This is a genomic window from Undibacterium sp. Ji50W, from assembly GCF_049340445.1.
GTDB lineage: Bacteria > Pseudomonadota > Gammaproteobacteria > Burkholderiales > Burkholderiaceae_D > Undibacterium.
Genome location: NZ_JBMPOX010000013.1, coordinates 1 through 25,760, shown reverse-complemented (window position 1 = coordinate 25,760; position 25,760 = coordinate 1). Strand labels below are relative to the sequence as shown.

Sequence of the window (25,760 nt, the reverse complement as noted above, 5' to 3'; positions counted from 1 at the left end):
TTCTGATTCAGTTCAGATACATTGATCAACGAACAAAGGTCTTTATGTCGATTAAAAAAATTTCCATTATTGTGTGCGCAACAGCAGGCATGCTTGCCAGTTCTTTCGCTTCTGCCCAGGTCTATGTCGGTGGTTCTCTTGGCCAGAGCGACAAGGGTAATTACTGTGGTTACAGCAATACCTGTGATTCCAAAGCGAACAGTTACAAGGTTTTTGGTGGCTATACCATAGACAAAAATTTTGCAATGGAAAGCAGTTATTTTTCTGCTGGAAAAACATCGATCAACTCGGGTCTTGCGCTGGGACATAGCGAGCAAAAGAAAACCGGACTCAGCCTGGCCGGCGTGTATAACTATGAATTCAATGAAGCTTTTGCCGGCTTTGCAAAACTGGGTATTGCGCGTGTGAAAACGGACACTTTTTACGATACCTCAGGCCTGCCTCCCACTAGCAGCGCAGATACTGAAAACCAGGCGTTATATGGCCTTGGGCTGACTTACAAGATCAGTAATACCCTCTCAGCCCGGACAGAATTTGAGGTATACAACCCCAAGACTTTTTCCAGCAGGGGGGCATCAGTAAGCAATCTGTCGGCGGGTTTGCAATACAATTTCTAAGCAATGGCGTGGCGTTGATAAAAACATTTTTGTTCCATCAACGCCATTAAAAGTGTGCTGTTTCAGGCCTTGCCTGGTTTAGCCGCTTTCTTGGCTTTTTTTATTGGGACCGGCAAGGCGGCAGCGGTGGCGCGTGCCAAGCTCGCCAAGCCATCCCTGTCTTCCAGCAATTCACTGTCGATCAGATACCAGGGCTTGGCCTGGGGGTAGGGCGGCGCTTCGGTGATTGTACCTAGCAACTCCCGACCTGCTGCGGTAGGTTTGATAAACAACTGATCATCACAAATAAGCGCAAACATTTTTTCGCCAGAATAGACAGCATATTCACCAAACATTTTCTTGGCAGTGATGCCTTCACAACTGCTTAACTGATCAAGCACGAATTCTACAAAACTTGCCTGTGATGCCATCGTATTTATCTCCAGTTTTTACCGGTCCTTACCAGTCCTGCATCCTGTTTTAAACAGATAATTTATTCCGGCTTGCGGAAATTATCTGCTATCCAGGCCCGCGCATTTTGCTGGTTCAATTTGTAATCGGGCCTGACCCTGACTTTCGCCAGTTCCACATTATTGGCATCCTGGGCACTGAGCCAGGCATAGGGGTCATCTTCATCCGGCACGATATCTAGCATGATCTTGAAATCCGCTTCAACCGTCGCCACCATCAGGTTCTTATGCAGTTGTGCATGCAATTGCTGTTCATGCCGGCGTATGACTTCTGACGCAGTTTTCACCAGTGTGCCAAAGGCATTGGCATCCAGTGGCTTGGGATTTTTCTTGTCCCGGCCCATGGTCCAGGGGCCGACCAGTGCTGGTTCTGGTTCACCATCCTTGATCATGGCAACGGCCCATCCTTCATCGTCGTCATTTTTGATGACGCGGGCTGTCCAGCCTTTGTCGTGCCACAGGCGGGCTTCACGAATTACTTGATCTTCATCGGGCATGGCGGCATGCGCCTGCTGGTTGTCGGTGTCGCTAGGCAAAAGAAATTCTCGCTAATGTATTAAGTCAGGCTGCATCCTACACCTTATGTGGGTATGCTGTCTGGAACCATGTCCGTTGGTCTGCTTGACAGGGTAGGCAGGGTTGGAAGGGGGGGCAAACCATGGCGCGCCCTGGCCTTCTGACATTTTTCATCACCTGCCTGGACTTCGTGGCAGGGCGAGGGTCTTTGCGCATAGATGGTACATGCAACCGATTTGCCAATGTCACCAGATAATGCCTGGCAGCGTGGTCGCGCCTGGTTGGTGCCTGCCATGCAGGAATAGACAGGGCTCACTGCTTCTGTCAACCCTATAGGGATATGCAGGCTGTCGGCCTCTGCCCAATAAAATGAAACACGAAAGCTGGCGCAGCATGCACCACATGTCAGGCAGGGATCATTCGAGCTGGTAGCAGGGACTGTTGGCATATGCAATGGAGTATCGCACAGTTTTCAGATGCTGCCAGCGAGATGCAGCCCTAAGATCATAAACGCGTTCTTAGTGACAGAACAGACTGATGTCGCGCTCGGCAATCATGCGGTCATTGTCGTCAGCTTTGGTGCCGGATGAGATTGTCCGGTGATAGGCGCGGCCTTCCTTGATGGCTGGCAGCAGACGACGTGCCTCGGCACAACGGGTGGCATCTGTCTCTACCTGATTGCCGGTATTGGCTTTGGTGCCAGGATTGAAGCTGGGTCGGGTGTTGTCGCTCTTGCGTGCGGCCTGGCGTTGCCTGAATGCCAGTTCCTGCTCTTGCCAGCTTTGCGCTGATCCTGTACCTGCCTGGGTACTGACTTTCACTTCTTCCGCTTTGGTATTGCCGGCATCCTGTTTGTTTTCAGAATAATGGGTGTGGCCATTGGCATCTTTCCATTTATAGATTTCTGCCTGTGCCAGAGGCACCTGCATGGTCAGCGCAGCAACTGCCATACCGATGGCCAGCTTAAAAGCAGATAGAGGGGAAGATATTTTCATCAGGGTTTGTGGTGTCAGCTTGTCGGTCATGCCATTGTCAGAATGGCACAGGCACATTGTACTAGCTCTTGCGACTGGTGTAATAAACCTGGCCCTTATTGCAAGCGTCTTAATGAACATTTTGTACATTGCGTACATCTCGTACGTTTCTTATCGCTGGTCGCCTGGATTTTTCAGTGATAAAAACAGGCCGCCTGATATCAGCAATGCGCCAGCCAGCAGCGACAGGCTCATGCTTTCCCCCAACACCAGTATGGCAAGCGATACGCCAACCAGTGGCATCAATGCCGTGAACATGGATGCCTTGGCCCCTATCTGTTTTACGACAAGATTGAACAGCAATACTGATACCACGCTGACCAGCAAGCCCTGATAGCCAGCCTGTAGCAAGATGGCACCCAGGTTCCTGTGAAACAGCACGTCACCCTCAAATAGAAAATACACGGGTATATACAGCAGGGCACCGACCTGTATCACGCTGACTACCGACAGCGGGTCCGTATTCCAGCGCCGCATCAGGACCGTGTAAAACGACCACATCAGCGCTGCCAGCATGAACAGCAAATCACCGCGCCAGGCATCGCTATAAACCTGTGCAGGTGCCTGCAACACACTGCCAATTTTAACCACCAGTACACCCAGCACCAGCAGGCCAAGCCCGAACAGGGGAATGCGATCCTGCCGGTCCAGCATCAACCTGGCCAGTATCGAGGTAAACAAGGGTGTAAACGCCGGATAAATCAATGAACTATGGGAAGCAGGTGCCCAACGCAGGCCGCCAACCAGCACCATGTTATACAAGGGGCCAGCCAGCAATAGCAGCACTAGTGCCCTGGGCCAGCCTACGCCTGCGGCATTCCAGGCACCACGCTTTAAAAACAGCGGCAACATCACCAGACCACTGACGGTAAAACGCAATAAGGTCAGATCCAGTATCGTCAGCGATGCACGATAAGCAAACGTGGCAACCACCGGCTGCGCACCCCAGATGATGGCAACCACCAGGCCATACAGTGTCCCCATGCAATCTGCCCCTGGTTGCTTAAATAATGGAGTAATCGCAATTGCGCAAATCGGTCAGCAACATATGGCCGGGGGCATGGGTAATACAAAAAGCAGGCCTGGCTTTTGCCAGCGCCGCCTGTGGTGTCACACCACAAGCCCAGAACACCGGCAATTCACCGGGCAGCACATCCACGGCATCGCCATAATCTGGCTGTGCCAGGTTATTGATACCTATCAGTGCCGGGTCGCCGATATGCACAGGCGCACCATGCACACCCGGGAAGCGTGATGTGATCTGTATCGCCCGTATGGCATCTGCCGCCTTCATCGGGCGCATGCTTACCACCAATGGCCCCTGGAAATTGCCGGCCGGGGTGGTGGGTATCGTCGTGCGGTACATGGGCACATTGCGACTTTGTTCTATGTGGCGAATGGCGATACCATTTTCCATCAATGAATGTTCAAACGTGAATGAACAGCCGATGGCAAACGTCACCAGATCATCACGCCAGATATCCTGGATGTCATTCGTTTCAGCGACCAGTTCGCCATGATGAAAAACCCGGTAACGTGGGACATCGCTGCGGATATCAAGATCAGCACCCAGGGCTGTGATATGTGGGTTGCCCACTTCAGATATGGCAATCAAGGGGCAGGGCTTGGGATTGTTTTGGCAAAAACGATGAAAATCGCTGGCGTTTGATGCAGGCAAAATCACCAGGTTGACTTGCACAAAGCCCGGCGCCAGGCCGGATGTTTCCTTATTCCATTCGCCCCGACGTATGGCCTGGCGTAATTGGGCGGGTGAAGGGGAAATAGCTAAAGATGAGGACATGGCTGCTCCAAAATGTACAGAAGGGGAAGGTCGTCAATGCATCGCGCCAACCAGTACAGCCAGTATAAAATGTGATCTTGATAGAAGATAATTGAAACTATTGTCAATAGTTGATAAGATTTATCTATCATGCGACCTTCACTGCAGCAACTTGAAACCTTTTACTGGATAGCCCGGCTGGGTGGTTTCCATGCTGCCGCCAGGCACTTGCACCTGACACAGCCGACTATCAGCGCCAGAATTCAGGAACTGGAAGACATACTTGGCCTCAAGCTGTTTGAACGCGGTGGCCACCGCGCCGTCATCACCCCGATAGGGCGAGATGTGCTGGTGCAGGCAGAAAAAATGCTGCGTCTGTCTGACGACCTGGAACAACTCAGCAAGCGGCGCAATCCCATGCGCGGGCTGCTACGACTGGGTGCCAATGAATCTACTGCCATGTCCGGTCTGATTGAATTGCTGGGGCGGCTAAAAGCGCAATACCCTGATACACGCATAGAGCTAACCATTGATGTGGGTGCCAACCTTAGCCGCAAATTGAATGCGCGTGAACTTGACATTGCCATCCTCAGTGACCCTGTCTCCGCGCCGCATGTCGTTGATGTGGCGATAGGCCATGTCGACCTGGCATGGGTGGCATCCACCCAAACCGTGCTGAACGAACAAGCGCTTCACCCCGCAGGCATGGCTGCATTGCCGGTTGTTGCCATGCCTTCACCAACGACGATCTGCAATGTCGTCATGGAATGGTTCAGGCTGGCAGGCCATGAGCCAGAAAACCTCAGTATCTGCAATTCCATGGCCATGATGATCAAGCTGGTCGCCGCAGGCCACGCCATTGCCGTGCTGCCACGCGCTGTGGTCGATGCAGAGATCAAGGGCGGAATTATCCGCACGCTGACGGTAAAGCCACCGCTGCATCCCCTGATGTATTACGTTTCGTATTTGCGCCAGGAACCCGGTCTGGCTGATGGAAGCATCGTCACCATGGCGCGTGAAGTATTACAGCAAAGCGGTCTGCTTTTGCCACTTACACTGGCACGTTAAAGTCGCCAACTCGTTTTAATACGGCCCGGAGCTGCAACGCAGTTGGGGCGGTTTTGCTTAAGCCCTGATGCATTTGGTTCCTCAAAATTTCGCGTTCAATCCCATAAATTGCGCTTCCGTCTCAATCTGCCCATCTGCAAGGCAGGTATTGCCTATATTGCGCCATGTGCATGCAAGAGACTGCACCAGCGAAGGGAATAGTGGACTGTAACAGTTTACCTTTGCACAGTTTTCCAGTGACCTCTCCAGGAGCAGGTCCCGGTTTCTCAATCCTGAATCAGAAAGTACATTGAACATGAAAAAAACTTACCGCCTTCTCCCCGTGACATTACTGATGACAACGCTGGCACTGGGTGCATTTCAGGCACATGCAGCGACATCCATGTCGGACGCAGACATCATGAATATTCTCAAACAGCGCATTGATACAGACAGGAAAGGTGTAGGCATAGTTGTTGGCATTGTCGATGAAAAAGGCAGCAGGGTGATCAGCTACGGCTATGCCAACCTGGCCGAGCGCCGCCCTGTTGATGCCGATACCCTGTTTGAAATTGGTTCCATCACTAATGCATTCACTGGCGTGGCCATGATGGATATGGCAGAAAAAAGTGAAATCAGATTAAAAGATCCACTCGCCACATACCTGCCTGGTAGCGTGAGAGTGCCCAACTATGACGAGAAAAAAATAACACTCGCTGATCTGTCCTCACATCGCTCGGGTTTGCCTGCTATGCCAACTAACTCAGGCAACGACAATCCCTATGCAGGTTTCACTGCCAACAAGGCTTATGAATTCTTGTCCAGCTACGACATGAAATACGATGTCGGTACCCGTTTTGCCTATTCAAGTTTTGGCAACGGTCTGCTGGGCCTGGCGCTCAGCCAGCGCGCCGGTACAGACTATGAAACCCTGATCAAGAGCCGCGTCAGCACGCCTCTGGGAATGACAGCCACCGCAGTCAATCTCAACGCAGACATGCAAAAACGCATGGCAACAGGTTACAGCAGCAAGGTACAATTTTCCGTCGCGCCAGCGTGGAACTTCACTTCGTTCGAAGGCGCTGGCGGCTTACATTCTTCTGCCAATGACATGCTCAAATTCCTTGCCGCCAACATGGACAAGACCAAGACAGCCTTAAACGGCACCATGCAAAAACTGCAGTTGCAGTTCGAGCCAGGCAATCGCCTTTTGCTTGTATGGGGTGGCTATAATAATAAATTCGATAGTTCCATCCTGGGTCTGGAAGGCAAGACGGGTGGTTACAGCAGCTATATTGCCTTCGATAAAAAAGCTGGCAAGGGTGTCGTGATACTGTCGAATGCAGATGTCAGCGTCAGCGACATAGGCAACAAGATCATCAATAGCGAATTTCCTCTGGCGCAGTAAGATCGTAAACTGGTTTTAAGTGAATGGCTGCGGGTGCATGCGCCCGCATTTTTTACAGCGGATACATGAATGGCATCAGTACAGCAAGCATTGCATGGAAGTAGCCCTATCCGGATAGGGCCTCTGATTGCCATTCTGGTGCTGCATGTCCTGTTGCTCCTGGTTTTATCGCGTAGCAATGTTCTTCAAACAGATAAAGACATGCCAGGAACGGCAGTAGCTTTTTTTGTGCCGGTGACGCGAACAGATTCATTGATACAAAAAAATGAACATGAAAGACCTGTGCATCAAAAGTCGTCACTTGTTTCCCAAAAAGAGTCTGTGCGTCCACCCAAGACGGTAGCGAGTCCAGCATCAATCGAAAAATTGCCTGCGCCTGCGGCAACAGCAAAATCAATTACTGATATCACAGCAGGTGTCGAAGCCGATGCACCCGCCAAAGCCCCAGTCAATCTTGCCCAACTTCGCTCACAGGGCGCATCACTAGCCCGGGAATTAGCACAAACTGACACCAGTGAATCTGGCAATACGGGCATTCTTGGCGATTATTACGGTAGTTATAACGGTGCCGATACTGGTACGTTTTATATCCATGTTGATCGCATCGGTAACATCTTTGGTTCTGCTGATTCAAGCACAGCCCATAGCAGTTTCACGATTACCGGCAAGGTATCATCCGATGGTGTCGTACAAATGACAGGGAAAGGTCTGGCCGGTTCAGCCAGTTTCGATGGCAAAATCAATCTTAAGACGGGCGCCGTATCCGGCCACTGGAATTTGACGGGTTTTGGAAGAGGACAATTTGGCGGTCAGCGCGCCAAAGCTTTCGGTGCCAAGGGGTATTGATGCAATAGTACGGAGATGTCTCCACTATTTAAACAGTTCGCCTGATACAGGACGGACAATCGATAAAAAGCGGAACAGCGCAACCATTCTCGACACTAGCGGATCAATGCAGGTCTTCCACTTGCTGTGCCGGTGCATGCTGGCGTCATTACACAATAGCGCTCATAGCCAATAACAATAACTCAGATTGGCATAATCAATTTCGCAGTTGGGGCAAGCCATGCTTTAATGGCTTGCCTGGTTGCTATAGGTTAGTATTAAAGGCAATACCCATGCACCCCAAGGCAGCTTACAGAAAAAAGAAGGGCTACCAGGAATGTCTTGGAGGCTGTGACCTGAACTATGACCATCGCAGAGACAACATCATGAAATTACAATTCAAAAAACCTCATGCACTTCGTGTCAGCTACCTGGCAGCATTGCTATTAACCCTGCCTTGCCTGACCTATTCCGCAAGTAACAAAAAACCCGTAGCTGTCGTCAACACACCAGACTCCACCATCTGTAGCACCAGTGCGATAGAACGCACGCTGCCTTTTCCGGTGGGGGACAAGGCACTGTATTTCCTCAATCTGCGCGACGGTGACAAAGTGCATTCACCATTCAGGGCTGTGTTTTCCGTCTCTGGCATGGGAGTAGCGCCGGTGGAGGCTGGCAAGATCGAGGGTACTGGCCATCACCACATTCTGATCGACCTTGACCTGCCGCAAGACATCAAAAAAGCCATCCCTTTTGACCGTGCGGATGAATACCAGCACCAGCATTACAAGCACTTTGGCAATGGTGAAACCGAAACTGTCCTCAACCTGCCGCCCGGTAAACACAAGCTGCGCCTGATGTTCGCCAACCACCAGCACGTTCCTTACTACATCGCCAGCAAGGAAATCACGATCGAAGTCTTGCCGAGCAAGGGGTAGGGGGAGGTGGGCGTGCCATACTGTAGGGTGCGCCCCGCGCACCGCCGTCAAACTGGAGCAAAATAATACCCCGTACCTACTCACCAAACCTGTGGCTAACATCCGCCACAACACCAATACCCCAATCCGGTAAAAGCATCCCCTGTTCTACATAACGATGAAATGTCGAATACGGCCAATCACCCGCCCGACTGACCAGGCCATGTTTGACCGGATTCCAATGGATGTAATCGACATGCCTTGCAAAGTCTTCATCATCACGGATTTGATGTTCCCAAAAACGCCGCTGCCATAGTCCTGCTTCCCTTCTTGCAATGCCAGAGGTAGAAGTAATTTGCATCCCTAGTTCAGTCGAACAAGCCTGCGACACCAGACGTTTGATCATGGACCAGCGCAAAGAAAAATTGGCATCATCAGGTGGTAATGTCCAGATGCAATGCAAATGATCTGGTAACAATACCCAGGCGTCAATGTCAAAGGGGTGTGAGATTCGGGTTTGCTGTATTGCTACCCGTAGTGCTTGTCGCAATGCAGCTTGCGCCAATATTGGCCGACGCCGCAAGCTGGTGACCGTAAAAAAATAGCTGCCACCGCTGATGCGTGAGCGTCGATAATTGGGCATGATGAAATCGCCTGCTATCTTGTAGGGTGCACCATGTGCACCGTGGGTTAAGGTAAAAGACAGCTAGATGATAAAGCGGTGATACGGTTCAATACAATTATCAATGTACCGTATACGCAAGCGGCTGTTTCATACAAGCCCTCACAGATAAACCACATGATATGTAGGGTGCGCCGCACGCACCGTCGTCAAACATTTCACACCCTTTTTACGAAGGCGGTGCGCATGGCGCACCCTACTAAAATGCGAGGTATCGGCCTTACGGCTCTGATTTTGTTGTAGGGGATGGTGGCGTCGGGAGAAAACCCAGGCGCTGTGCTTTATCAACGGCTTCTTTGACCGCACGTTGCATTATTTTTTCCATTGTTGCGGTATCACGCAATTTTGCTGCGATGGGATCGCTCAGGTCTTGCTGATGCTGTTCCATATGCTGTCCTCATAGATAGTAATTGTATTATTTTCTGCTTCTGCCACGATTTTTGAACGTTTGACATTTGAATTATCGAAGACAGTCCATTTATCAGCCAAGGGCAAATACAAATCACGAAAATTTTGTATGCTGCGCGCATAACGTCGTGCAATGACTTCTGGCGGAATATTATGACCGCCCATTTTCACACGCAATGCTACCCGTTCCTGCGCCAGTGCAGCGCTGTTAAGCCAGACGTAGCACAGATCGATACGGTACCCCTGCGCTTTCAGCTTGCCTAAAAAAACAGAAAACGTGCGGCTTGACAAGGTTGATTCAAACGCGAAGCTTTTACCCGATGCAGCCAATTCATCCAGGCGACGCAACATGATGCGACCAGCTTCAAAGGCCGCACCATCCGGATTAAACGCCGACAAGCCCGCTGCGATCTGATCTGCATTGACGAAATCCGGTACTTCAAGATAGTCTCGCAAGACTAACGGCGCAATGGTGGATTTGCCTGCTCCATTGGGGCCACCTATGACGATAACATGGGGTTGCGGCATCGTTCAGTTTCCAATACAGCTTGTTTGTTGATGGCGTTGATATAAAAAATAGAACAGCAAAAGCAGTACTATTTTTTATTCACTTACTTCCCCCAACTATCCTTCAACGTCGTCACCCGATTAAACACCGGTTTCCCCACCACTGAATCCACACGATCAGTCACAAAATAACCATGGCGTTCAAATTGCAAGCGCGTATCTGGTGTGATGGTCGCCAGGCCGGGTTCTACGTAGGCGCGTACTACTTCCAGTGCATTTGGGTTCAGCAAGGCCATGAAGTCTTTGCCGCCGGCGCCCGGGTTGGCGTCGGTAAACAGGCGGTCGTACAGGCGGACTTCGGCTTCCAGTGCGTCGGCGGCGTTGACCCAGTGCAGGTTGCCTTTGACTTTGTAGTTGGCGCTGCCTTCGGTGCCGGATTTGCTGTCGGCGAAGTAATTGCAATGGACGGCGACGACGTTGCCGTTTTCATCTTTGTCGCAGCCTGTGCATTCGACCACATAGCCATAACGCAGGCGTACTTTATTGCCAGGGAACAGGCGGAAGTAGCCTTTGACAGGTACTTCCATGAAGTCTTCCTGCTCTATCCACAGTTCTTTGCCGATGGTGAATTCGCGGTTGCCTTGTTCCGGGTGGTGCGGGTGTATCGGTGCCGTGCAGGCGATGTTTTCGCCTTCGGGGAAGTTGTCGATGATCAGTTTCAGCGGGCGCAGTACGGCGGTAGCGCGTGGTGCCTTGGGGTCAAGGTCTTCGCGCAGGCAGCCTTCCAGCGTGCTGTAATCGATCCAGCCGTCAGAGCGGGTCACGCCTATGCGCTCGCAAAACAGTTGCACTGACTCTGGTGTATAACCACGGCGACGTATGCCGACGATGGTAGGCATGCGCGGGTCGTCCCAGCCGTTGACGATGTTTTGTTCTACCAGTTGGCGCAGCTTGCGTTTGCTGGTGACGACATAGGTCAGGTTCAGGCGGGCGAATTCATATTGTTGTGGTACTGGCTTTTTAAAGAAACCACCTTCGGCTGCGCGTTCTATGATCCAGTCATAGAATGGGCGGTGATCCTGGAATTCCAGCGTGCAGATCGAATGGGTGATGTTTTCTATCGCATCCGACAGCGGATGCGTGTAGTCATACATAGGGTAAATGCACCAGTTATCACCTGTGCGGTGGTGGTGGGCATGGCGTATGCGGTAGATGGCCGGGTCACGCAGATTCATGTTCGGTGATGCCATGTCTATCTTGGCGCGCAGGATGTGTTCACCATCCTTGAATTCGCCCGCCTTCATGCGGCGCAGCAGGTCCAGCGACTCGGCTGCAGCACGGTCACGGAAAGGCGAGTTCACGCCTGGCCTGGAAAAATCACCACGGTTGGTGGCCATGTCGGCAGCGCTTTGGCTATCGACATAGGCAAGGCCTGCGCCGATCAGGTATTCGGCGATTTCATACAGGCGATCAAAATAATCACTGGCATAGTGCAGGTGTTCTACGCCCTGGTTGTTCCAGTCAAAGCCCAGCCATTTGACGCTGTCCATGATGGTGTCGACATATTCCTGGTCTTCTTTTTCAGGGTTGGTGTCATCAAAGCGCAGGTGGCAGCGGCCAGCATAATCACGCGCCAAACCAAAGTTCAGGCAGATGGATTTGGCGTGGCCTATGTGCAGGTAGCCGTTTGGTTCTGGCGGGAAACGGGTGATGACGGTTGGCATGCCATCGCGTGCGTACTTGCCTGCTGCCTGGTCATTGTCGATGATGGCGCGCAGAAAATTGGAAACCGGTGCTGGCGAGCTTGCGTTGGTGTTTGTGTTGGCGTTATTTTTAGTATCGTTGCTCATAGTAGTGAGGTAGTGACCATGTATATTTTTTGGTTTGCGCAATATCAATTCGTTGGCATGGCATCTTGCCGGAAGATGATTTCGCAAACCTGATTTTTGTTATTTGCACACCATACTAATCGTTAATCAATAATTAAGTAAGGTGGTGCAAATTTAGGGCTGACAACTATTTTACCGTAGCGCAGCATTGCGGGCGCGAATGTTTGCTTGTCGGCAGAGGCCGCTCAGTGGAAACGGGCGGTTTTTGGCGAGAAATTGCCTGAAAACAGGGCAAAGCGAGCGTAAAACGACTCAGATTGTTTAAATCCCGCTCGACTCCACCCGGTTGCGCCCGCATTTCTTGGCATGGTAGAGGGCATTGTCGGCCTTGCTCATGGTTTCGTGGATGCTGTCCGGATGGTGGTAGGCAGCCACGCCAAAGCTGGCGGTTTTTTTTCCGACGATCTTGAATTCATGATTGGCGATGGCGCAACGCAGTTTTTCTGCCGTGGCTACGGCGGCATGGATGCTGGTTTCACGGAAAATCACCAAGAATTCTTCACCGCCCCAGCGACCAACGGCATCCATGCTGCGCACATGTTCTTTGAGCAGGTTGGCAATGCCGACCAGGACCTGGTCACCGATCTGGTGTCCATAACAGTCATTGACTTGCTTGAACAAGTCAATATCAACAATGGCGATTGAAAAGAAGGTGCCATAGCGCAGGCTGCGCTGATGTTCTTCATCCAGGATTTTTTCCAGCTTCAGGCGGTTATGTAAGCCGGTCAGGCGGTCGGTGCTGGACAATAATTCCAGGTCACGGTTGCGCATTTCCAGTTCATGGGTGCGGGCGGCGACCAGGCTTTCCAGATTGCTGTTCACTTCCATCAAGGATTTATGGCCACTCTCCAGTTTTTCTGCCATCTGGTTGAAGCCGGCTTCCAGTTCTTGCAGCTCACCACCAGAACTGGCTTTGATACGGGTACTCAGTGCGCCCTGTTCCATCTGGTGTACGCCTTCCAGCAGGCGTGACAAGGGGTGGGTGATGTCGCGGCTCATGCGCAATGCCAGTACCGATGCACAGGCAGTACCTATCAGGCCTATCAGTATGCTGACCGCAACAAAGGCATTTTTGCTCTGGCGGCTGGCATGGGTACTCAGTTCCAGATAAACCCGGCCCAGCAGTTTGGGTTTGTTATTGGTTTTATCACTGGCTTTGTCGCTGGTGCTGCGGTCGAACAGGTCAAAGGCATCGCTGTCGGCCTTGCCCTGGTAAATGGGGGCGGCAAATATCAGCGAGCCTTGTTCGCCCTTGATCACTTTGCCGGTGTCGGCAGCATTGGCATGTTCCGGCCCCATTTTGCTGGGCTTGCCACTGACGGCCAGTACCTTGTTGTTGGCATCGGTGATGATGACAGCTTTGGCGTCGTCTTCTTTCATGACAGACTGGGTCAGGGCTTGCAAGACATCGCGGTTGCCGGAAAACGCACCATATTCGCTGGCAGGTGCCAACTGGCGGGTGATGACGGCACCGCGTGCTTTCAGGGCACCGTCAATTTCGGTAATGCCGACGATGACGGCCAACAGCACCAGCAAGACAGAAATCACCCACACTGGTGCCAGTGCCAGGAAGAGTATGCGATGGGCGAGCGGCCAGTTTTTCATTGGGCACGCTCCGATATGGCTTTCAATTTGCGCATCAATATGCTTTCATCATCCACTTCCAGACTCAGCGAACGGCTGACCTGGGAATTGACACTGACCGTAAAGTAACGTGGATATTGCGGCAGTGGTAAAGAAGCATGGGCGGGCAAGCCTTGAATGATTTCTGCCACCTGCTGGCTGATCTGTGCCGGTGAGCTGAAGACGGCAGCCAGAGCACCGGCCTTGACATAAGACGCCGAAAAGCCGAACAGCGGTATTTTCTGGCGATAGCTGGTCAGCAAAATGCTGGGAATATTATTGCGGTTATAGATGGCAGGGTCAGGCACGGCCAGCAAGGCGTCACTATTGGCCAGTAGTCTGCGCAGGGCTGGCAACAGGTCTGAATCATCACTCGCGGTTTCCATATTCAACTGGAAATCAGTTTCTTTCGCCGCAGCCTGCAAGCCTGGCAGCATGTCGGCAGTATCCTTGCCCAGCAATACGCCGATGCGGCTGCTGGCGGGCAGGGCGGCACGTACCAATGCCAACTGGCGGTTCCACGACTGGTCTACATACACAGCAGAAAAACGATGCGGGTCCTGGTGGCGACCGTACTGTCTGGCTATCTTGTGAAAGGTACTGCGTGGCACCAGCACATTCAGCACAGACATGGCTGGCGGCTTTTGTGCCATTGCCGTCATCGCCGGCGTGCCAACGGCAATCAGCAACTGGTTATTGGCATTGCGTGGCAGTTCGTCGGTTTTCAGGGTTGGCAGGTACAGGGTTTTGACCGTGGTTCTGGCGCTGCTGCCTTGTGCCAGTTGGCTGGTCAGGCTGCTGGCAAATTCGGTATAGGCGGCGCCATCTTCGCTCAGCAGTATGGTGACATTATCTATGGCCAGGCAGGGTAGCGGCATCAGCAGATTCAAGATCACACTTAGCAAACCAAGCAGACCCCTGCCGGCACAGGATGGCAAGTGGTGAAGCAACTGCTGGACATGCCGGTACCGCATGGTTCACATATCCAATCTGAAATTCAGCCTGACGCGGCGCCCTGGCAATTCGTTGTCGTGCCGGTATTCAAAATAGCGTGCATCGGCAAGGTTTTGGGCAATCAACGAACATTCTGCCTGTTTGCCTGCCATTTTGAACTGATAGCTAAGCTTGCCATCCAGACGCCGGTTGGCGTTGATGTAATACCCCCGGTTTTCATTCGGATTATAGTCGGTGGCATTGAACTTGGTTGCAGCGACCTGATACATCACCAGACTGCCATTCCACTGTTCATTGAAACGATGGCTCAGCATCAGGCTTTGGCTGTACTTCGGCAGAGAATCGCTATAGATAACGCCGTTCACATTATCGCTTTTGACACTGCCACCCGACAAACCATAAATCAGTTTGGTCTTGTCACCAAGCTGGGTTTTCAGTTGCAGCTCGTACCCGCGCATGATGGCGGTGCCGGCGTTCAGGTTGCCGTTGGCCGCCGACCGCTTGTTGCGGACATCAATCAACTGACTGTAGTCATCATAAAACAGGCGAAAATCGATATCCAGACCTGCGTATTTGCCCATGTAACCGATGTCGGTGGATTTTACGCGTTCTGTCTGCATTTCTGGCAAACCTGGGTAAAACCCGGCACTGCGCCAGTAGCTGTCATACACTTTTTCATACACCGACGGTGAGCGCGTGGCGCGTGAATGGCTGAAGCGCAAAGTATGCCCCGGCAGCATGTGCCAGTTGACGGCGACGCGCGGTGTGGTATCGGTGCCGGTATAGGTATTGTTTTCTATCATGCCGCCGACATTGAAGATCAGGTCGGGTCTGGCGCGCCATTCCAGGTTACCGAAAAAACGTCGCAAATGATAAGGAAAATCGCCGAACAGATACTGGTTGTCACCTACTCCCAGGTAATACGGTGCATAGGTCTGGTCATAGCGCACGCTGCCACCCCAGACCAGCCTGGCATCCTTGAAAGGGGAAAAGGTATGCTGCACTTCGATATCATAACGGCGCAAGATGGCATCGCCATCGCTGACACCATCTGAATCTTTCAAGCTGGCATAGACCCGTTCTACGGTGTGGAAAATTTGTACTGACAGCTCACCGCCAGCTTCCAGTGCACGTCGCCAATGCAGCATTTCAAAATGGTTTTCTGCCCTGCGGCTGATGGCAGATACATTGCCGTATTCACCCACTTCACGCGGGCCGCCGTTGTAGCCGAACTGAAATTCCAGCGCGTCCGCCGCAGTGAGCTGGTAATCGGCACGCAGGTTCAGGTTTTGTATGGTCTTGTTGTCGTACTTGTTCAGATTCCAGAAAGTGAACTGTGAGGTTGGATTCTTGATACGGCTGTCTTCACCAATATCGTCACGCAGGCTGCCAGTTATCCGGTAGCTGAGATCACCACTCTTGCCGCCATAGCGGAATATGGCTTCCTTGCGACCAGTACCGCTTGTCAGTGACAGCATCTGCCCCTGCGTTTCGGCCGGGTGACGGGTGATGATATTGATGACACCAGAATACGAATTGGCTCCATAACTGGCAGAATCTGGCCCGCGTATGACCTCTATGCGTTCTATGTCTTCCAGAACGATCGGTAGGTCACTCCAGTTGACCCCGCCAAACAGGGTGGAATACACCGACCTGCCATCAACCAGCACCTGCATGCGGTCTGAGGTGGTGGTAGTGACCATGCCGTGGTAGGCCACGGTACTGTCGGCAGAAAAATACGGGTCGGCGTGATAAGCCACATACATGCCGGGTACCAGGCGGAACACTTCAGATAAATCCCAGGCACCGGAATCCTTGATCATTTGCCGGTCTATGATAGTGACAGCCACCGGTGCTTCATTGATGGGTTGTGACAGGCGTGACGCAGACAGGATGACTGGCATCTCATCGAGGAAAATTGATTCTTCACCGCCACCTGCCAGTGCCCGACCCTGGGCCAGCACACACAGCAACAGCAGGCTGCCGGCCTTTTTGCCCGGACAGAGAATGGATAGTGCTAATCTGATTTTGTCAGCAGACAAGAGTGGCTCCAGCATCAGAAAATTTGTTGATTTAGAGTAACACAGCAAAGTCCTTGCTTATAGTTTAAATGCAAAGAAAATCAAGCGTGTGCCTTTTTGGAGATTCCCCCGGTTTCTGTGCGTGAATTAACATTTGTACAAATATACTTATGACGTTGTATATTTATTATGCCACCCTGCGAATCGGCGCCCGGTCATTGAATGTGTTTCAAAAAATATCATTTATCCAAACCCGCGATAAGGCAAAGCTTCTGAACAAGGCGGGCAACGGGGTAGAATAGCGGGATGACTACAGAATTAATTATTTCCCCCGACGCCGGTACTGAAACGGCTGCTGCAAAGCCTTACGAACCTGCCTTCGTCCACCTGCGCATCCATTCCGAATATTCGATTGTGGATGGCCTGGTACGCATCGATGATGTCATCAAGGCAGCGGTCAAAGATAAACAGCCAGCAATGGCGATTACCGACCTGGCGAATCTGTTCGCCATGGTGAAGTTCTACAAAGCCGCACGCGGCAAGGGCATGAAGCCGATTGCCGGCTGTGATGTCTGGATCAGCAATGATGCTGACCGTGACAAGCCTTCCCGATTGCTGTTGCTGGTCAAGAATCGCCTGGGTTACCTGCAGTTATGCGAATTGCTGGCGCAGGCCTGGCTGACCAACCAGCATCGCGGACGTGCAGAAATCCGTTATGAATGGTTGCAAAAACTGCATGAAGATGGACAGGGCGGCGGTCTTATCGCCATTTCTGGTGCGCATTTTGGTGACGTTGGTGTTGCCATCGACAATGGCAATCCTGATCTGGCAGAACAACTGGCGCTGCGCTGGTCGCGGATTTTCCCGCAGCATTTTTATATAGAAATCCAGCGCGCCGGCCAGCCGAATATGGAAAACCATGTGCGTGCTGCCGTGGCAATGGCCAGCAGGCTGCAGTTGCCGGTAGTGGCGACCCACCCGGTGCAATTCATCAGCAAGGATGACTATACGGCGCATGAAGCGCGGGTTTGTATCGCCGAAGGCGATATGCTGGCCAACGGCCGCCGTGTACGCCGCTTCAATGAACAACAGTGTTTTAAAACCCAGGCAGAGATGGCAGAACTGTTTGCCGACATGCCCGGTGCCTTGCGCAATTCGGTGGAAATTGCCAAACGCTGCAACCTGACGCTGGAACTGGGCAAACCCAAGTTGCCCGATTTCCCTACGCCGGATGGCATGACCATCAATGATTTCCTGGTGCATGAAGCCCAGCGGGGTTTGGAATTCCGTCTTCAGCATTTGTTCACGAACGAAGAAAAGCGCGAGAAAGAACGTGCCCGTTATGAAGCACGCCTGAAGTTTGAAACCGACACCATCATCAAGATGGGTTTCCCCGGCTACTTCCTGATCGTGGCGGACTTTATCCAGTGGGCAAAAAATAATGGCGTACCAGTAGGGCCGGGCCGTGGTTCTGGTGCTGGTTCGCTGGTGGCGTATTCGCTGCTGATTACCGATCTCGACCCTTTGCAGTACAACCTGCTGTTTGAACGTTTTCTGAATCCAGAGCGGGTATCCATGCCCGACTTTGATATTGACTTTTGCCAGGAAGGCCGTGATCGCGTCATTCAATATGTGAAGGACCGGTATGGTAAAGACGCCGTGTCGCAGATTGCCACTTTCGGTACCATGGCGGCCAAGGGCGCGATTCGCGACGTCGGTCGGGTGCTGGATTTTGGCTATATGTTTTGCGATGGCGTGTCCAAACTGATTCCGTTCAAGCCAGGCAAGCAGGTGACGATTGCGGAAGCCATCGTCGAAGAACCGCTGTTGGCCGAACGCCAGGAAAACGAAGAGGAAGTCAAAACCCTGCTCGACCTGGCACAACAGGTTGAAGGTATCACGCGTAACATTGGTATGCATGCCGGTGGTGTATTGATTGCACCGGGCAAGCTGACTGATTTTTGCCCGCTGTATACCCAGGGTGGTGATTCGGGCGTGGTGTCGCAATATGATAAAGACGATGTCGAAGCCGTGGGCTTGGTCAAGTTCGACTTTTTGGGCTTGACCACGCTGACTATACTCGACCGGGCCGTGCGCTATATCAAACTGATGGACCCGGCCATGGCAGATTTTGATCTGGCCAAACTGCCGCTGGATGACAGAGCATCGTATGAATTGCTGACCAAGGCGAAAACCGTCGCCGTGTTCCAGCTGGAAAGCCGCGGCATGCAGGGCATGCTGAAAGATGCGCGTCCTGACAGGTTTGAAGACATTATCGCGCTGGTGGCTTTGTACCGGCCTGGTCCTATGGACCTGATACCGGATTTCTGCAAGCGCAAGCACGGTGAACGCTTCGATTATCCCGATCCACGTACTGAAGGCATTTTGTCTGAAACCTACGGCATCATGGTGTATCAGGAACAGGTTATGCAGATGGCGCAGGTGGTTGGTGGTTACTCGCTCGGTGGTGCGGATTTGCTGCGTCGGGCCATGGGTAAAAAGAAAGCCGAAGAGATGGCCGAGCATCGCCAGATTTTCCGCGACGGTGCTGCCAAGGATGGCTTGCCGCAAGAAAAAGCCGATGAGATTTTCGATTTGATGGAAAAATTCGCCGGCTACGGTTTTAATAAATCGCATGCTGCCGCGTATGCCTTGTTGTCTTATCACACCGCCTATCTGAAGGCCCATCACCCCGCCGCGTTCATGGCAGCCAATATGTCGCTGGCCATGGATGACACCGACAAGGTCAAGATTCTGGTGGAAGATGCGATTGATGTCTGCAAGCTGAAAATGCTGCCGCCGGATATTAATCTGTCTGATTATCGTTTCATGCCGGTTGCTGAGCCAGGTAAAAAATCCAGTCAGATACGTTACGGCATGGGAGCCGTCAAGGGCTCGGGCCAGAATGCGATTGAAAGTATCATCACCGCCAGAAAAAATGGTGGCCCATTCACTGATCTGTTTGATTTCTGCAAGCGCGTTGACAAGCGTCAGGTCAATCGCCGCACCGTGGAATCGCTGATACGCGCCGGTGCCATGGATTGCCTGGGCAAAGACCGGGGCATCTTGCTGGCGACGGTTGATTTTGCGCTGGAAGCTGCCGAGCAGGCCGAAGCCGCAGCAAACCAGGTCAGCCTGTTTGGTGATGATGACGACCTGATCCCGCCGCCGGATTATCTGGATGTGCCGGTTTGGTCGGACAAAAAACGTCTGACCGAAGAAAAAACCGCACTCGGTTTTTATTTGTCCGGGCATCTGTTTGATTCTTACGCGCCAGAAGTGCGACAGTTCATCAAGACCACGCTGGCCAAGCTGGAACCTTCGCGCGATTTGCGTTTGATCTGCGGCATCATCAGTGGTGTACGCACCCAGATGACGCAACGCGGCAAGCTGCTGATTGTCAGCCTGGACGACGGCACCGCCGTGGTTGAGGTAACGGTCTACAGCGAAATCATGGAAGAGTTTAAATCCCTGTTCAAGGAAGATGAATTCCTGGCGGTGCTGGGCAAGGTGTCGGAAGACAGGTTCTCTGGTGGCTTGCGTATTTCTGCCGAAAAAGTCATGGACATCGGCCGTGCCCGTGTCCAGTTTTCGCAAGGCTTGCGTTTGACACTGACCGCCGGTGCAGATACCAAAAAATTGCAGGAACTGTTAAAACCACATCTGAATGCCGATGGTTGCCCGGTATTGATACGCTATCAAAACGGTAACGCCAGTGCCGAGCTCTATCTGTCGGATCAATGGCGGGTGAACCCGGATGACACCTTGCGGCAAAACCTGGGTGAATGGCTGTCCATGAAAAACGTAAAAATTGAATACGCCTGATTCCATGGACAATGCCCGCATGTCGTCTGCAGATGCTGCCGTGCTGCCCAGGGATGGCACACAGGGCTGGCGCCAGGCTTTACCGCAACAGATATTACCGGTATTGCCGCTGACCCTGTTTTTCCCGGTGGGGGTCATGTATTTTGGCGTTTTGCTGTTTTATGTGGCGTTACTGGTATCGGGCGGTTTCGTCCGCAAGATACAAAGACTGCGCCAGAGTCCCATGCTGCTGCCGATTTTTGCCCTGAGCCTGGTCAGTGTGGTGATTGCTGCCAGCCAGGGCATGCCGGACGATAATGCCAGGGAATTCTGGCCTGGCTTCTGGCATTACCAGACCTATCTGTTTCTCTTGCCATTTTTGACGGTCGCACCGGGTGCCTGGCAGCGTCGTGCCATGCATGTGTTTTTTGCCGGGGCGCTATTGGCGGCAAGCCTGTTTGTGGCGAATGCCTTGCACCTGCTACCTGCCAATACCCTGTTTCGCAGCTATGTGGTGTATGAGGGGAATAAATCGATTTTGCTGGGTATCCTGATGGCAGTGGCCGCAGCCTGGATGTTGCATGAATTGCGTTTGCATCGCGATCATTTGCTGTGGCGTGTGCTGGCGATTGTGTATGTGGCAGCGAGCTTGATTCTGCTGGCCAAGACCCGTACCGCAAGCCTGCTGTTTGTCTTGCTGTGCGTGATTTTACTATTGCGTCAGATGGGCTGGTCCTGGCGTACCTTTGCCTTGCCGCTGGTGTTGCTGGCGGCTTTGTTTGGTGGCTGGAAATATGCACTGAGCCTGCCACCGCCACCCACCTGCGAGATACGCCTGGTTCAGGCGGGCCCGTGGGAAATATTTAAATTACGCAGCATTTGTACTATCCAGCAATTGCGTGATTTTTCTCAGGGCCGTAAGGTCAATGAAGACGGCATGCGCCTGGAGATATACAGGATCACCGCCGACATCATTGCCGACGACCCCTGGGCAGGGCATGGCATTGCCAGCTGGATGCCGCTGTATCAGGAAAAAGCCAAGGGCCTGAGCAGTGCCACCATGACCACGCCGCACAATGATTATCTGCTGTACCTGACTGAACTGGGGGTCTTTGGTTTGCTGGCCTTACTGGGTATCTGGGCAACACAGTTGTGGACGGCACGCCGCATGTCCTTGCATGAACATACCAGGGTGTGGGAATTGTCCATGCCCCTGCTGATGCTGACCGTGGCGATGATGTTGGGTGGCATGTTCAATGCCATTTTGCGTGATGGCGTGTTTGGCATGGCATTCATGATAATGCTGGCGATCCCGCTGGCTGGCCTGCGCAGTGAGTAAGCCTGCTGCAGGACATCTTCAAGATAAAATTTATGTACGGTGATGTGGCGATATCGTACGGTATCGCGCGGTATGAATGACCCGCATGTGCATCATAACAAATGAGAAAAATGAAATCGGACTATGAGCTTGATCAATAAAGAAACTACGATGGTTTTCCGGCGTTTATGGGTATCCATTACGCCTTACCGCTCGCGCGTGTGGTGGGCCTTGCTAACCATGCTGGGTACAGCGTCGACAGAGGTCATGTTCCCCAAAGTGTTGGGCTATATCCTGGATCACGGTTTCAACGGCGATGCCAGCAAGCTGGCTTTGTGGAAAGTGCCGGTGGCGATTATCGCCATCTTCCTGTTTCGCGGCATCTGTACTTTCACCACCAGCTACCTGATGACCTGGGTATCGAGCAAATTGCTCAATGAACTGCGGGCCAAGGTATTTGACCGCATACTGAACGTACCCATCAGTTTTTATCAGGCTGAATCCAGCGGGCGCATCATCAATACCATCATGTTTGAAGCGCAGCAAATCGTTGAAATGCTGAAGGTGTCGATGACGACCCTGTTCCGTGACTCACTGACAGTGGTGGTGTTGCTGGCAGCGCTACTATGGCGCAACTGGCAATTGACCATCGTCGCTCTGGTGTTGATGCCGGTCATGGCTCTGTTGGTGCGTGGGGTCAGCAAACGCCTGCGCAAACTCAACCAGAACCAGTTGAATGTGAATAACGAACTGACCCAGGTGATAGAAGAAGCCACCCGCGCCAGCCAGGTCATCCGTATTTTTGGTGGCCAAAAATATGAGCAGCAGCGCTTTGAAGCCAAGAACGAAAAGCTGCGTGGTTACGCCATGCGCACCACAGTCGCAGTTGCGTCCACCACGCCGCTGACACAACTGGCAGCAGCCTTTGCGGTGGCGGTGGTGATCATGTTTGCGGTATCGCAGGCGGCTGCAGATGCTACGACAGCCGGACATTTCGTCGAGTTTGTCAGCTTGATGATGTTGTTGCTGACGCCGCTGAAAAGACTGGCTGACCTGAATGGCCCGTTGCAGCGCGGCATGGCAGCGGCAGAATCGGTATTTGCATTGATCGATACCGCACCAGAAAACAATAGCGGCAAGACCCTGACTGCACGGGCACAAGGCCGGCTGGAATTTGTCGGCACCAATTTTTCTTATCCGGGACAAGAGCAAGAAGCGCTCAAGGACATTAATCTGCGCATAGAACCGGGCGAAACCATCGCCCTGGTGGGGATGTCAGGTGGTGGTAAAACCTCACTGGTGAATCTGGTGCCACGTTTTTACACGCCTGATTCAGGAGATATTTTGCTCGACGGCAGTTCGCTGCAGGCGATTTCTCTCAGCAGCCTGCGTGAACAGATCGCTATGGTCAGCCAGAACGTGGTGCTGTTTGATGATACAGTGGCTGCGAATATCTCTTATGGCGATGCCCAGCCAGATGCTGCACGTATTGCTGCTGCGGTGCAGGCCGCCCACCTTGGCGATGTGGTACGTGACTTGCCAGATGGCTTGAACACCATGATAGGCGACAACGGCATGCGCTTGTCTGGTGGTCAAAGACAGCGTCTGGCGATCGCCCGCGCCATCTATAAAAATGCACCCATCCTGATCCTGGATGAAGCCACGTCGGCACTAGATAGCGAATCTGAACGTGCCGTACAGGCAGCGCTGGATGAATTGATGCAGGGCAGAACCACGCTGGTGATTGCACACCGTTTGTCCACCATAGAACGCGCCAGCCGCATTGCTGTACTGGTGGATGGCAAGATAGTGGAAATGGGTACGCACGCCCAATTGCTGGATAATAATGGCGTGTATGCTAACCTGTATCGTTTGCAATTTGCGGCTTAGAACCTGCTTGCGATCTTAGTTTTGTACATAGTGAGAGGACGCATGATGACTACTGCCATTTCCCGTTTTCCGGTGCCGTCCCTGCAAGACCTGCCGCAGGACATGCGCGAGAAAATCCTTGCAGTGCAGGAGAAGGCTGGTTTTGTACCCAACGTGTTTTTGACGCTGGCGCACAGGCCGGATGAATTTCGCGCCTTTTTTGCCTACCATGATGCACTGATGCTGAAGACGACAGGCAAGCTGAACAAGGCCGAACGCGAAATGATCGTCACCGCCACCAGCGCCAAAAATAATTGTCTGTACTGCGTGGTGGCGCATGGTGCCATCCTGCGCATTTATGCCAGGAATACCCTGGTGGCTGACCAGGTCGCCGTCAATCATTTGAAAGCCGATATCACACCCCGCCAAAGCGCGATGCTGGATTTTGCCATCAAGGTATGCCTGGATTCGCAAAACGTCAACGATGCAGATTATGCCCTGCTGCATGGCCATGGTTTTGATGATGAAGATATCTGGGACATTGCTGCCATCACCGCTTTCTTCGGCCTGTCCAACCGCATGGCGAATGTCATTTCGATGCGGCCGAATGATGAATTTTTCCTGATGGGGCGTACGCCAAGATGATGTCGGGCATGGAAAAACCTGTATCCCCTATGTCAGTACCCCGTATCCTGGTGATTGCCCCTAACTGGATAGGCGATGCCGTCATGGCGCAACCACTGTTGCACTTGCTTAAACAGGATAATCCGCAAGCTGCCATTGATGTGCTGGCCCCGGCCTGGGTAGCACCAGTGCTACGCGCCATGGCAGAAGTCGATACTGTGCTGGAAACCCCGTTCAGGCATGGTGCCTTGCAATTGCGCGAACGCTGGCGTTATGCACGCCAACTGCGCCAGCGTGGCTATGTGGCCGCCTATGTATTACCCAATACACTAAAATTTGCACTCCTGCCCTGGATGGCGGGTATCAGGAAACGTGTAGGCTACAAGGGCGAAAGTCGTTATGGCCTGATCAACCTGATGCATCATGACAACCGCCAGGCACCGCGTGCCATGGTGGCATTTTATGCCGCGCTGGCTTTTGCACCTGCCGATGAGGCACCACAAAATTTACCAAAACCAAAGCTGGAAGTCGATGCCGCCAACATTGCTGCGGCCATGCAGGACATGGGCTTGTCCATGCAGCATACGCTGGTGTGTTTTGCACCAGGGGCCGAGTTTGGTCATGCCAAACGCTGGCCAGTCTCCCATTTTGCTGAACTGGCGCGTACCATCCTGGATGCAGAACCGACGACGCAAATCGTTTTGCTGGGGTCGCCCAAGGATATGGATGTCTGCGATCAGATTCAGGCTATCTGCCCGCAAGTACATCAATTCGCTGGCAAAACTTCGCTGGACCAGGCCGTGGCATTGATTGCCCGGGCTGCGGCGGTGGTTTCCAATGATTCTGGCCTTCTGCATATTGCCTCGGCCCTGAATCGTCCGGTGATCGCGATCTATGGGCCAACCGACCCCGGCCACGCACCGCCGTTTTCTGATATTGCCCATTCATTGTCCCTGCACTTGGACTGCGCGCCTTGCCGCCAAAGGGAATGTCCGCTAGGCCATCATGACTGCATGCAAAAGTTGGGGGCAGACAGGGTCTGGCAACCGCTGCAAAAAATCTTGCTGTCAGCCGCCTGACCTGCACTGGAAACGATTCGACTGTAAATGATTGTTTCAGCCACGATTCTTTCTGGCAGGCTGCTGTACCATCAAAATCAAACGCCACAAATACACAGTCGGCCTTATTTTTTGCCCGCAGTAACCGGAATATGTCAATTTTGGCAATATTAAGCTAAGGCGTTGCAGTATTCTTAAATTGTAATAGGTATTACAAGGCATTCCAGGCAGTGAGATGGCAGTAGATCTGCGCCTGTCTGGAGTGCATTTAATTATTGCAGCACACTAGCGTCCGGTTAAAAGTCGAATAAATTCAATTGGTTAGCGTTGGGTGCTGTTTCAGAAATGTAGTCATCGGTCTGAAAGGCGCATGAAATCTCAGTTTTCTCAAAAACAGAGACCGATAAGAC

Annotated in this window: 23 protein-coding genes; 10 read left to right on the top strand and 13 right to left on the bottom strand. The window is 52.4% G+C overall.

Features of this window, described 5'->3' with window-relative positions; all coding sequences use genetic code 11:
* Nucleotides 1-44 precede the first annotated feature (44 nt).
* On the top strand, nt 45-617 hold the full coding sequence (locus ACO0K9_RS17695) for an outer membrane beta-barrel protein (protein ID WP_422987296.1): 573 nt from the start codon (nt 45-47) through the stop codon (nt 615-617).
* Nucleotides 618-679: 62 nt separating this feature from the next.
* Here ACO0K9_RS17695 and ACO0K9_RS17690 read toward each other — a convergent pair whose 3' ends face one another.
* The 6 genes from ACO0K9_RS17690 to ACO0K9_RS17665 all read right to left on the bottom strand — a co-directional run bounded on the left by ACO0K9_RS17690 (nt 680) and on the right by ACO0K9_RS17665 (nt 4,417).
* Nucleotides 680-1,027, bottom strand: a complete 348-nt coding sequence (locus ACO0K9_RS17690; protein ID WP_422987294.1) for a TfoX/Sxy family protein — start codon at nt 1,025-1,027, stop codon at nt 680-682.
* A 62-nt stretch (nt 1,028-1,089) separates the two neighbouring features.
* A complete protein-coding gene (locus ACO0K9_RS17685) occupies nt 1,090-1,563 on the bottom strand; it encodes a hypothetical protein (protein WP_422987511.1) in 474 nt (157 codons plus the stop codon).
* An 83-nt stretch (nt 1,564-1,646) separates the two neighbouring features.
* Nucleotides 1,647-2,030: a YkgJ family cysteine cluster protein gene (locus ACO0K9_RS17680; protein WP_422987292.1), complete on the bottom strand. Its 384-nt coding sequence runs from the start codon at nt 2,028-2,030 to the stop codon at nt 1,647-1,649.
* 70 nt (nt 2,031-2,100) lie between these two features.
* Nucleotides 2,101-2,607, bottom strand: a complete 507-nt coding sequence (locus tag ACO0K9_RS17675; RefSeq protein ID WP_422987290.1) for a DUF4124 domain-containing protein — start codon at nt 2,605-2,607, stop codon at nt 2,101-2,103.
* 120 nt (nt 2,608-2,727) lie between these two features.
* The gene (locus ACO0K9_RS17670) at nt 2,728-3,600 is read right to left on the bottom strand and encodes a DMT family transporter (protein WP_422987288.1); all 873 of its coding nucleotides are present in this window, start codon (nt 3,598-3,600) and stop codon (nt 2,728-2,730) included.
* A gap of 19 nt (nt 3,601-3,619) precedes the next feature.
* Nucleotides 3,620-4,417 (bottom strand): putative hydro-lyase, encoded by a 798-nt coding sequence (locus tag ACO0K9_RS17665; RefSeq protein WP_422987286.1) that lies wholly within the window; start codon nt 4,415-4,417, stop codon nt 3,620-3,622.
* Nucleotides 4,418-4,546: 129 nt separating this feature from the next.
* Here ACO0K9_RS17665 and ACO0K9_RS17660 point away from each other — a divergent pair, with 129 nt between their 5' ends.
* From ACO0K9_RS17660 to ACO0K9_RS17645, 4 genes are all read left to right on the top strand, one after another.
* Complete coding sequence (locus ACO0K9_RS17660) at nt 4,547-5,464, top strand: LysR family transcriptional regulator (protein ID WP_422987284.1); 918 nt, start codon at nt 4,547-4,549, stop codon at nt 5,462-5,464.
* A 322-nt stretch (nt 5,465-5,786) separates the two neighbouring features.
* Entirely contained in the window at nt 5,787-6,851 is a 1,065-nt protein-coding gene (locus tag ACO0K9_RS17655) for a serine hydrolase domain-containing protein (protein ID WP_422987282.1), read from the top strand.
* Between the two features lie 321 nt (nt 6,852-7,172).
* Nucleotides 7,173-7,697, top strand: coding sequence for a hypothetical protein (locus ACO0K9_RS17650; protein ID WP_422987280.1), 525 nt, complete (start codon nt 7,173-7,175; stop codon nt 7,695-7,697).
* Between the two features lie 365 nt (nt 7,698-8,062).
* Entirely contained in the window at nt 8,063-8,614 is a 552-nt protein-coding gene (locus tag ACO0K9_RS17645) for a DUF4399 domain-containing protein (RefSeq protein WP_422987278.1), read from the top strand.
* Nucleotides 8,615-8,690: 76 nt separating this feature from the next.
* On the opposite strand, the gene ACO0K9_RS17640 is transcribed toward ACO0K9_RS17645, so the two are convergent.
* The 7 genes from ACO0K9_RS17640 to ACO0K9_RS17610 form a co-directional block, all read right to left on the bottom strand.
* Nucleotides 8,691-9,236, bottom strand: a complete 546-nt coding sequence (locus ACO0K9_RS17640; protein WP_422987276.1) for an REP-associated tyrosine transposase — start codon at nt 9,234-9,236, stop codon at nt 8,691-8,693.
* 259 nt (nt 9,237-9,495) lie between these two features.
* On the bottom strand, nt 9,496-9,663 hold the full coding sequence (locus tag ACO0K9_RS17635) for a hypothetical protein (protein WP_422987274.1): 168 nt from the start codon (nt 9,661-9,663) through the stop codon (nt 9,496-9,498).
* On the bottom strand, nt 9,639-10,211 hold the full coding sequence (locus ACO0K9_RS17630; RefSeq protein WP_422987272.1) for a zeta toxin family protein: 573 nt from the start codon (nt 10,209-10,211) through the stop codon (nt 9,639-9,641). The genes ACO0K9_RS17635 and ACO0K9_RS17630 overlap by 25 nt, the downstream gene beginning before the upstream one ends.
* Nucleotides 10,212-10,294: 83 nt before the next feature.
* On the bottom strand, nt 10,295-12,040 hold the full coding sequence (locus tag ACO0K9_RS17625) for a glutamine--tRNA ligase/YqeY domain fusion protein (protein WP_422987270.1): 1,746 nt from the start codon (nt 12,038-12,040) through the stop codon (nt 10,295-10,297).
* Nucleotides 12,041-12,340: 300 nt separating this feature from the next.
* The gene (locus ACO0K9_RS17620; RefSeq protein ID WP_422987268.1) at nt 12,341-13,684 is read right to left on the bottom strand and encodes a diguanylate cyclase; all 1,344 of its coding nucleotides are present in this window, start codon (nt 13,682-13,684) and stop codon (nt 12,341-12,343) included.
* The gene (locus tag ACO0K9_RS17615) at nt 13,681-14,592 is read right to left on the bottom strand and encodes an ABC transporter substrate-binding protein (RefSeq protein WP_422987266.1); all 912 of its coding nucleotides are present in this window, start codon (nt 14,590-14,592) and stop codon (nt 13,681-13,683) included. The genes ACO0K9_RS17620 and ACO0K9_RS17615 overlap by 4 nt, the downstream gene beginning before the upstream one ends.
* Nucleotides 14,593-14,679: 87 nt before the next feature.
* Complete coding sequence (locus ACO0K9_RS17610) at nt 14,680-16,713, bottom strand: TonB-dependent receptor plug domain-containing protein (RefSeq protein WP_422987264.1); 2,034 nt, start codon at nt 16,711-16,713, stop codon at nt 14,680-14,682.
* 270 nt (nt 16,714-16,983) lie between these two features.
* Here ACO0K9_RS17610 and dnaE point away from each other — a divergent pair, with 270 nt between their 5' ends.
* From dnaE to waaF, 5 genes are all read left to right on the top strand, one after another.
* Nucleotides 16,984-20,502, top strand: coding sequence for a DNA polymerase III subunit alpha (gene dnaE, locus ACO0K9_RS17605; protein WP_422987262.1), 3,519 nt, complete (start codon nt 16,984-16,986; stop codon nt 20,500-20,502).
* Nucleotides 20,489-21,820, top strand: a complete 1,332-nt coding sequence (locus tag ACO0K9_RS17600) for an O-antigen ligase family protein (protein ID WP_422987260.1) — start codon at nt 20,489-20,491, stop codon at nt 21,818-21,820. The genes dnaE and ACO0K9_RS17600 overlap by 14 nt, the downstream gene beginning before the upstream one ends.
* 123 nt (nt 21,821-21,943) lie before the next feature.
* On the top strand, nt 21,944-23,689 hold the full coding sequence (gene msbA, locus ACO0K9_RS17595; RefSeq protein WP_422987258.1) for a lipid A export permease/ATP-binding protein MsbA: 1,746 nt from the start codon (nt 21,944-21,946) through the stop codon (nt 23,687-23,689).
* A 42-nt stretch (nt 23,690-23,731) separates the two neighbouring features.
* A complete protein-coding gene (locus tag ACO0K9_RS17590; RefSeq protein WP_422987256.1) occupies nt 23,732-24,313 on the top strand; it encodes a peroxidase-related enzyme in 582 nt (193 codons plus the stop codon).
* A gap of 29 nt (nt 24,314-24,342) precedes the next feature.
* Complete coding sequence (gene waaF, locus ACO0K9_RS17585; protein ID WP_422987254.1) at nt 24,343-25,371, top strand: lipopolysaccharide heptosyltransferase II; 1,029 nt, start codon at nt 24,343-24,345, stop codon at nt 25,369-25,371.
* The last annotated feature ends 389 nt before the right edge of the window (nt 25,372-25,760 follow it).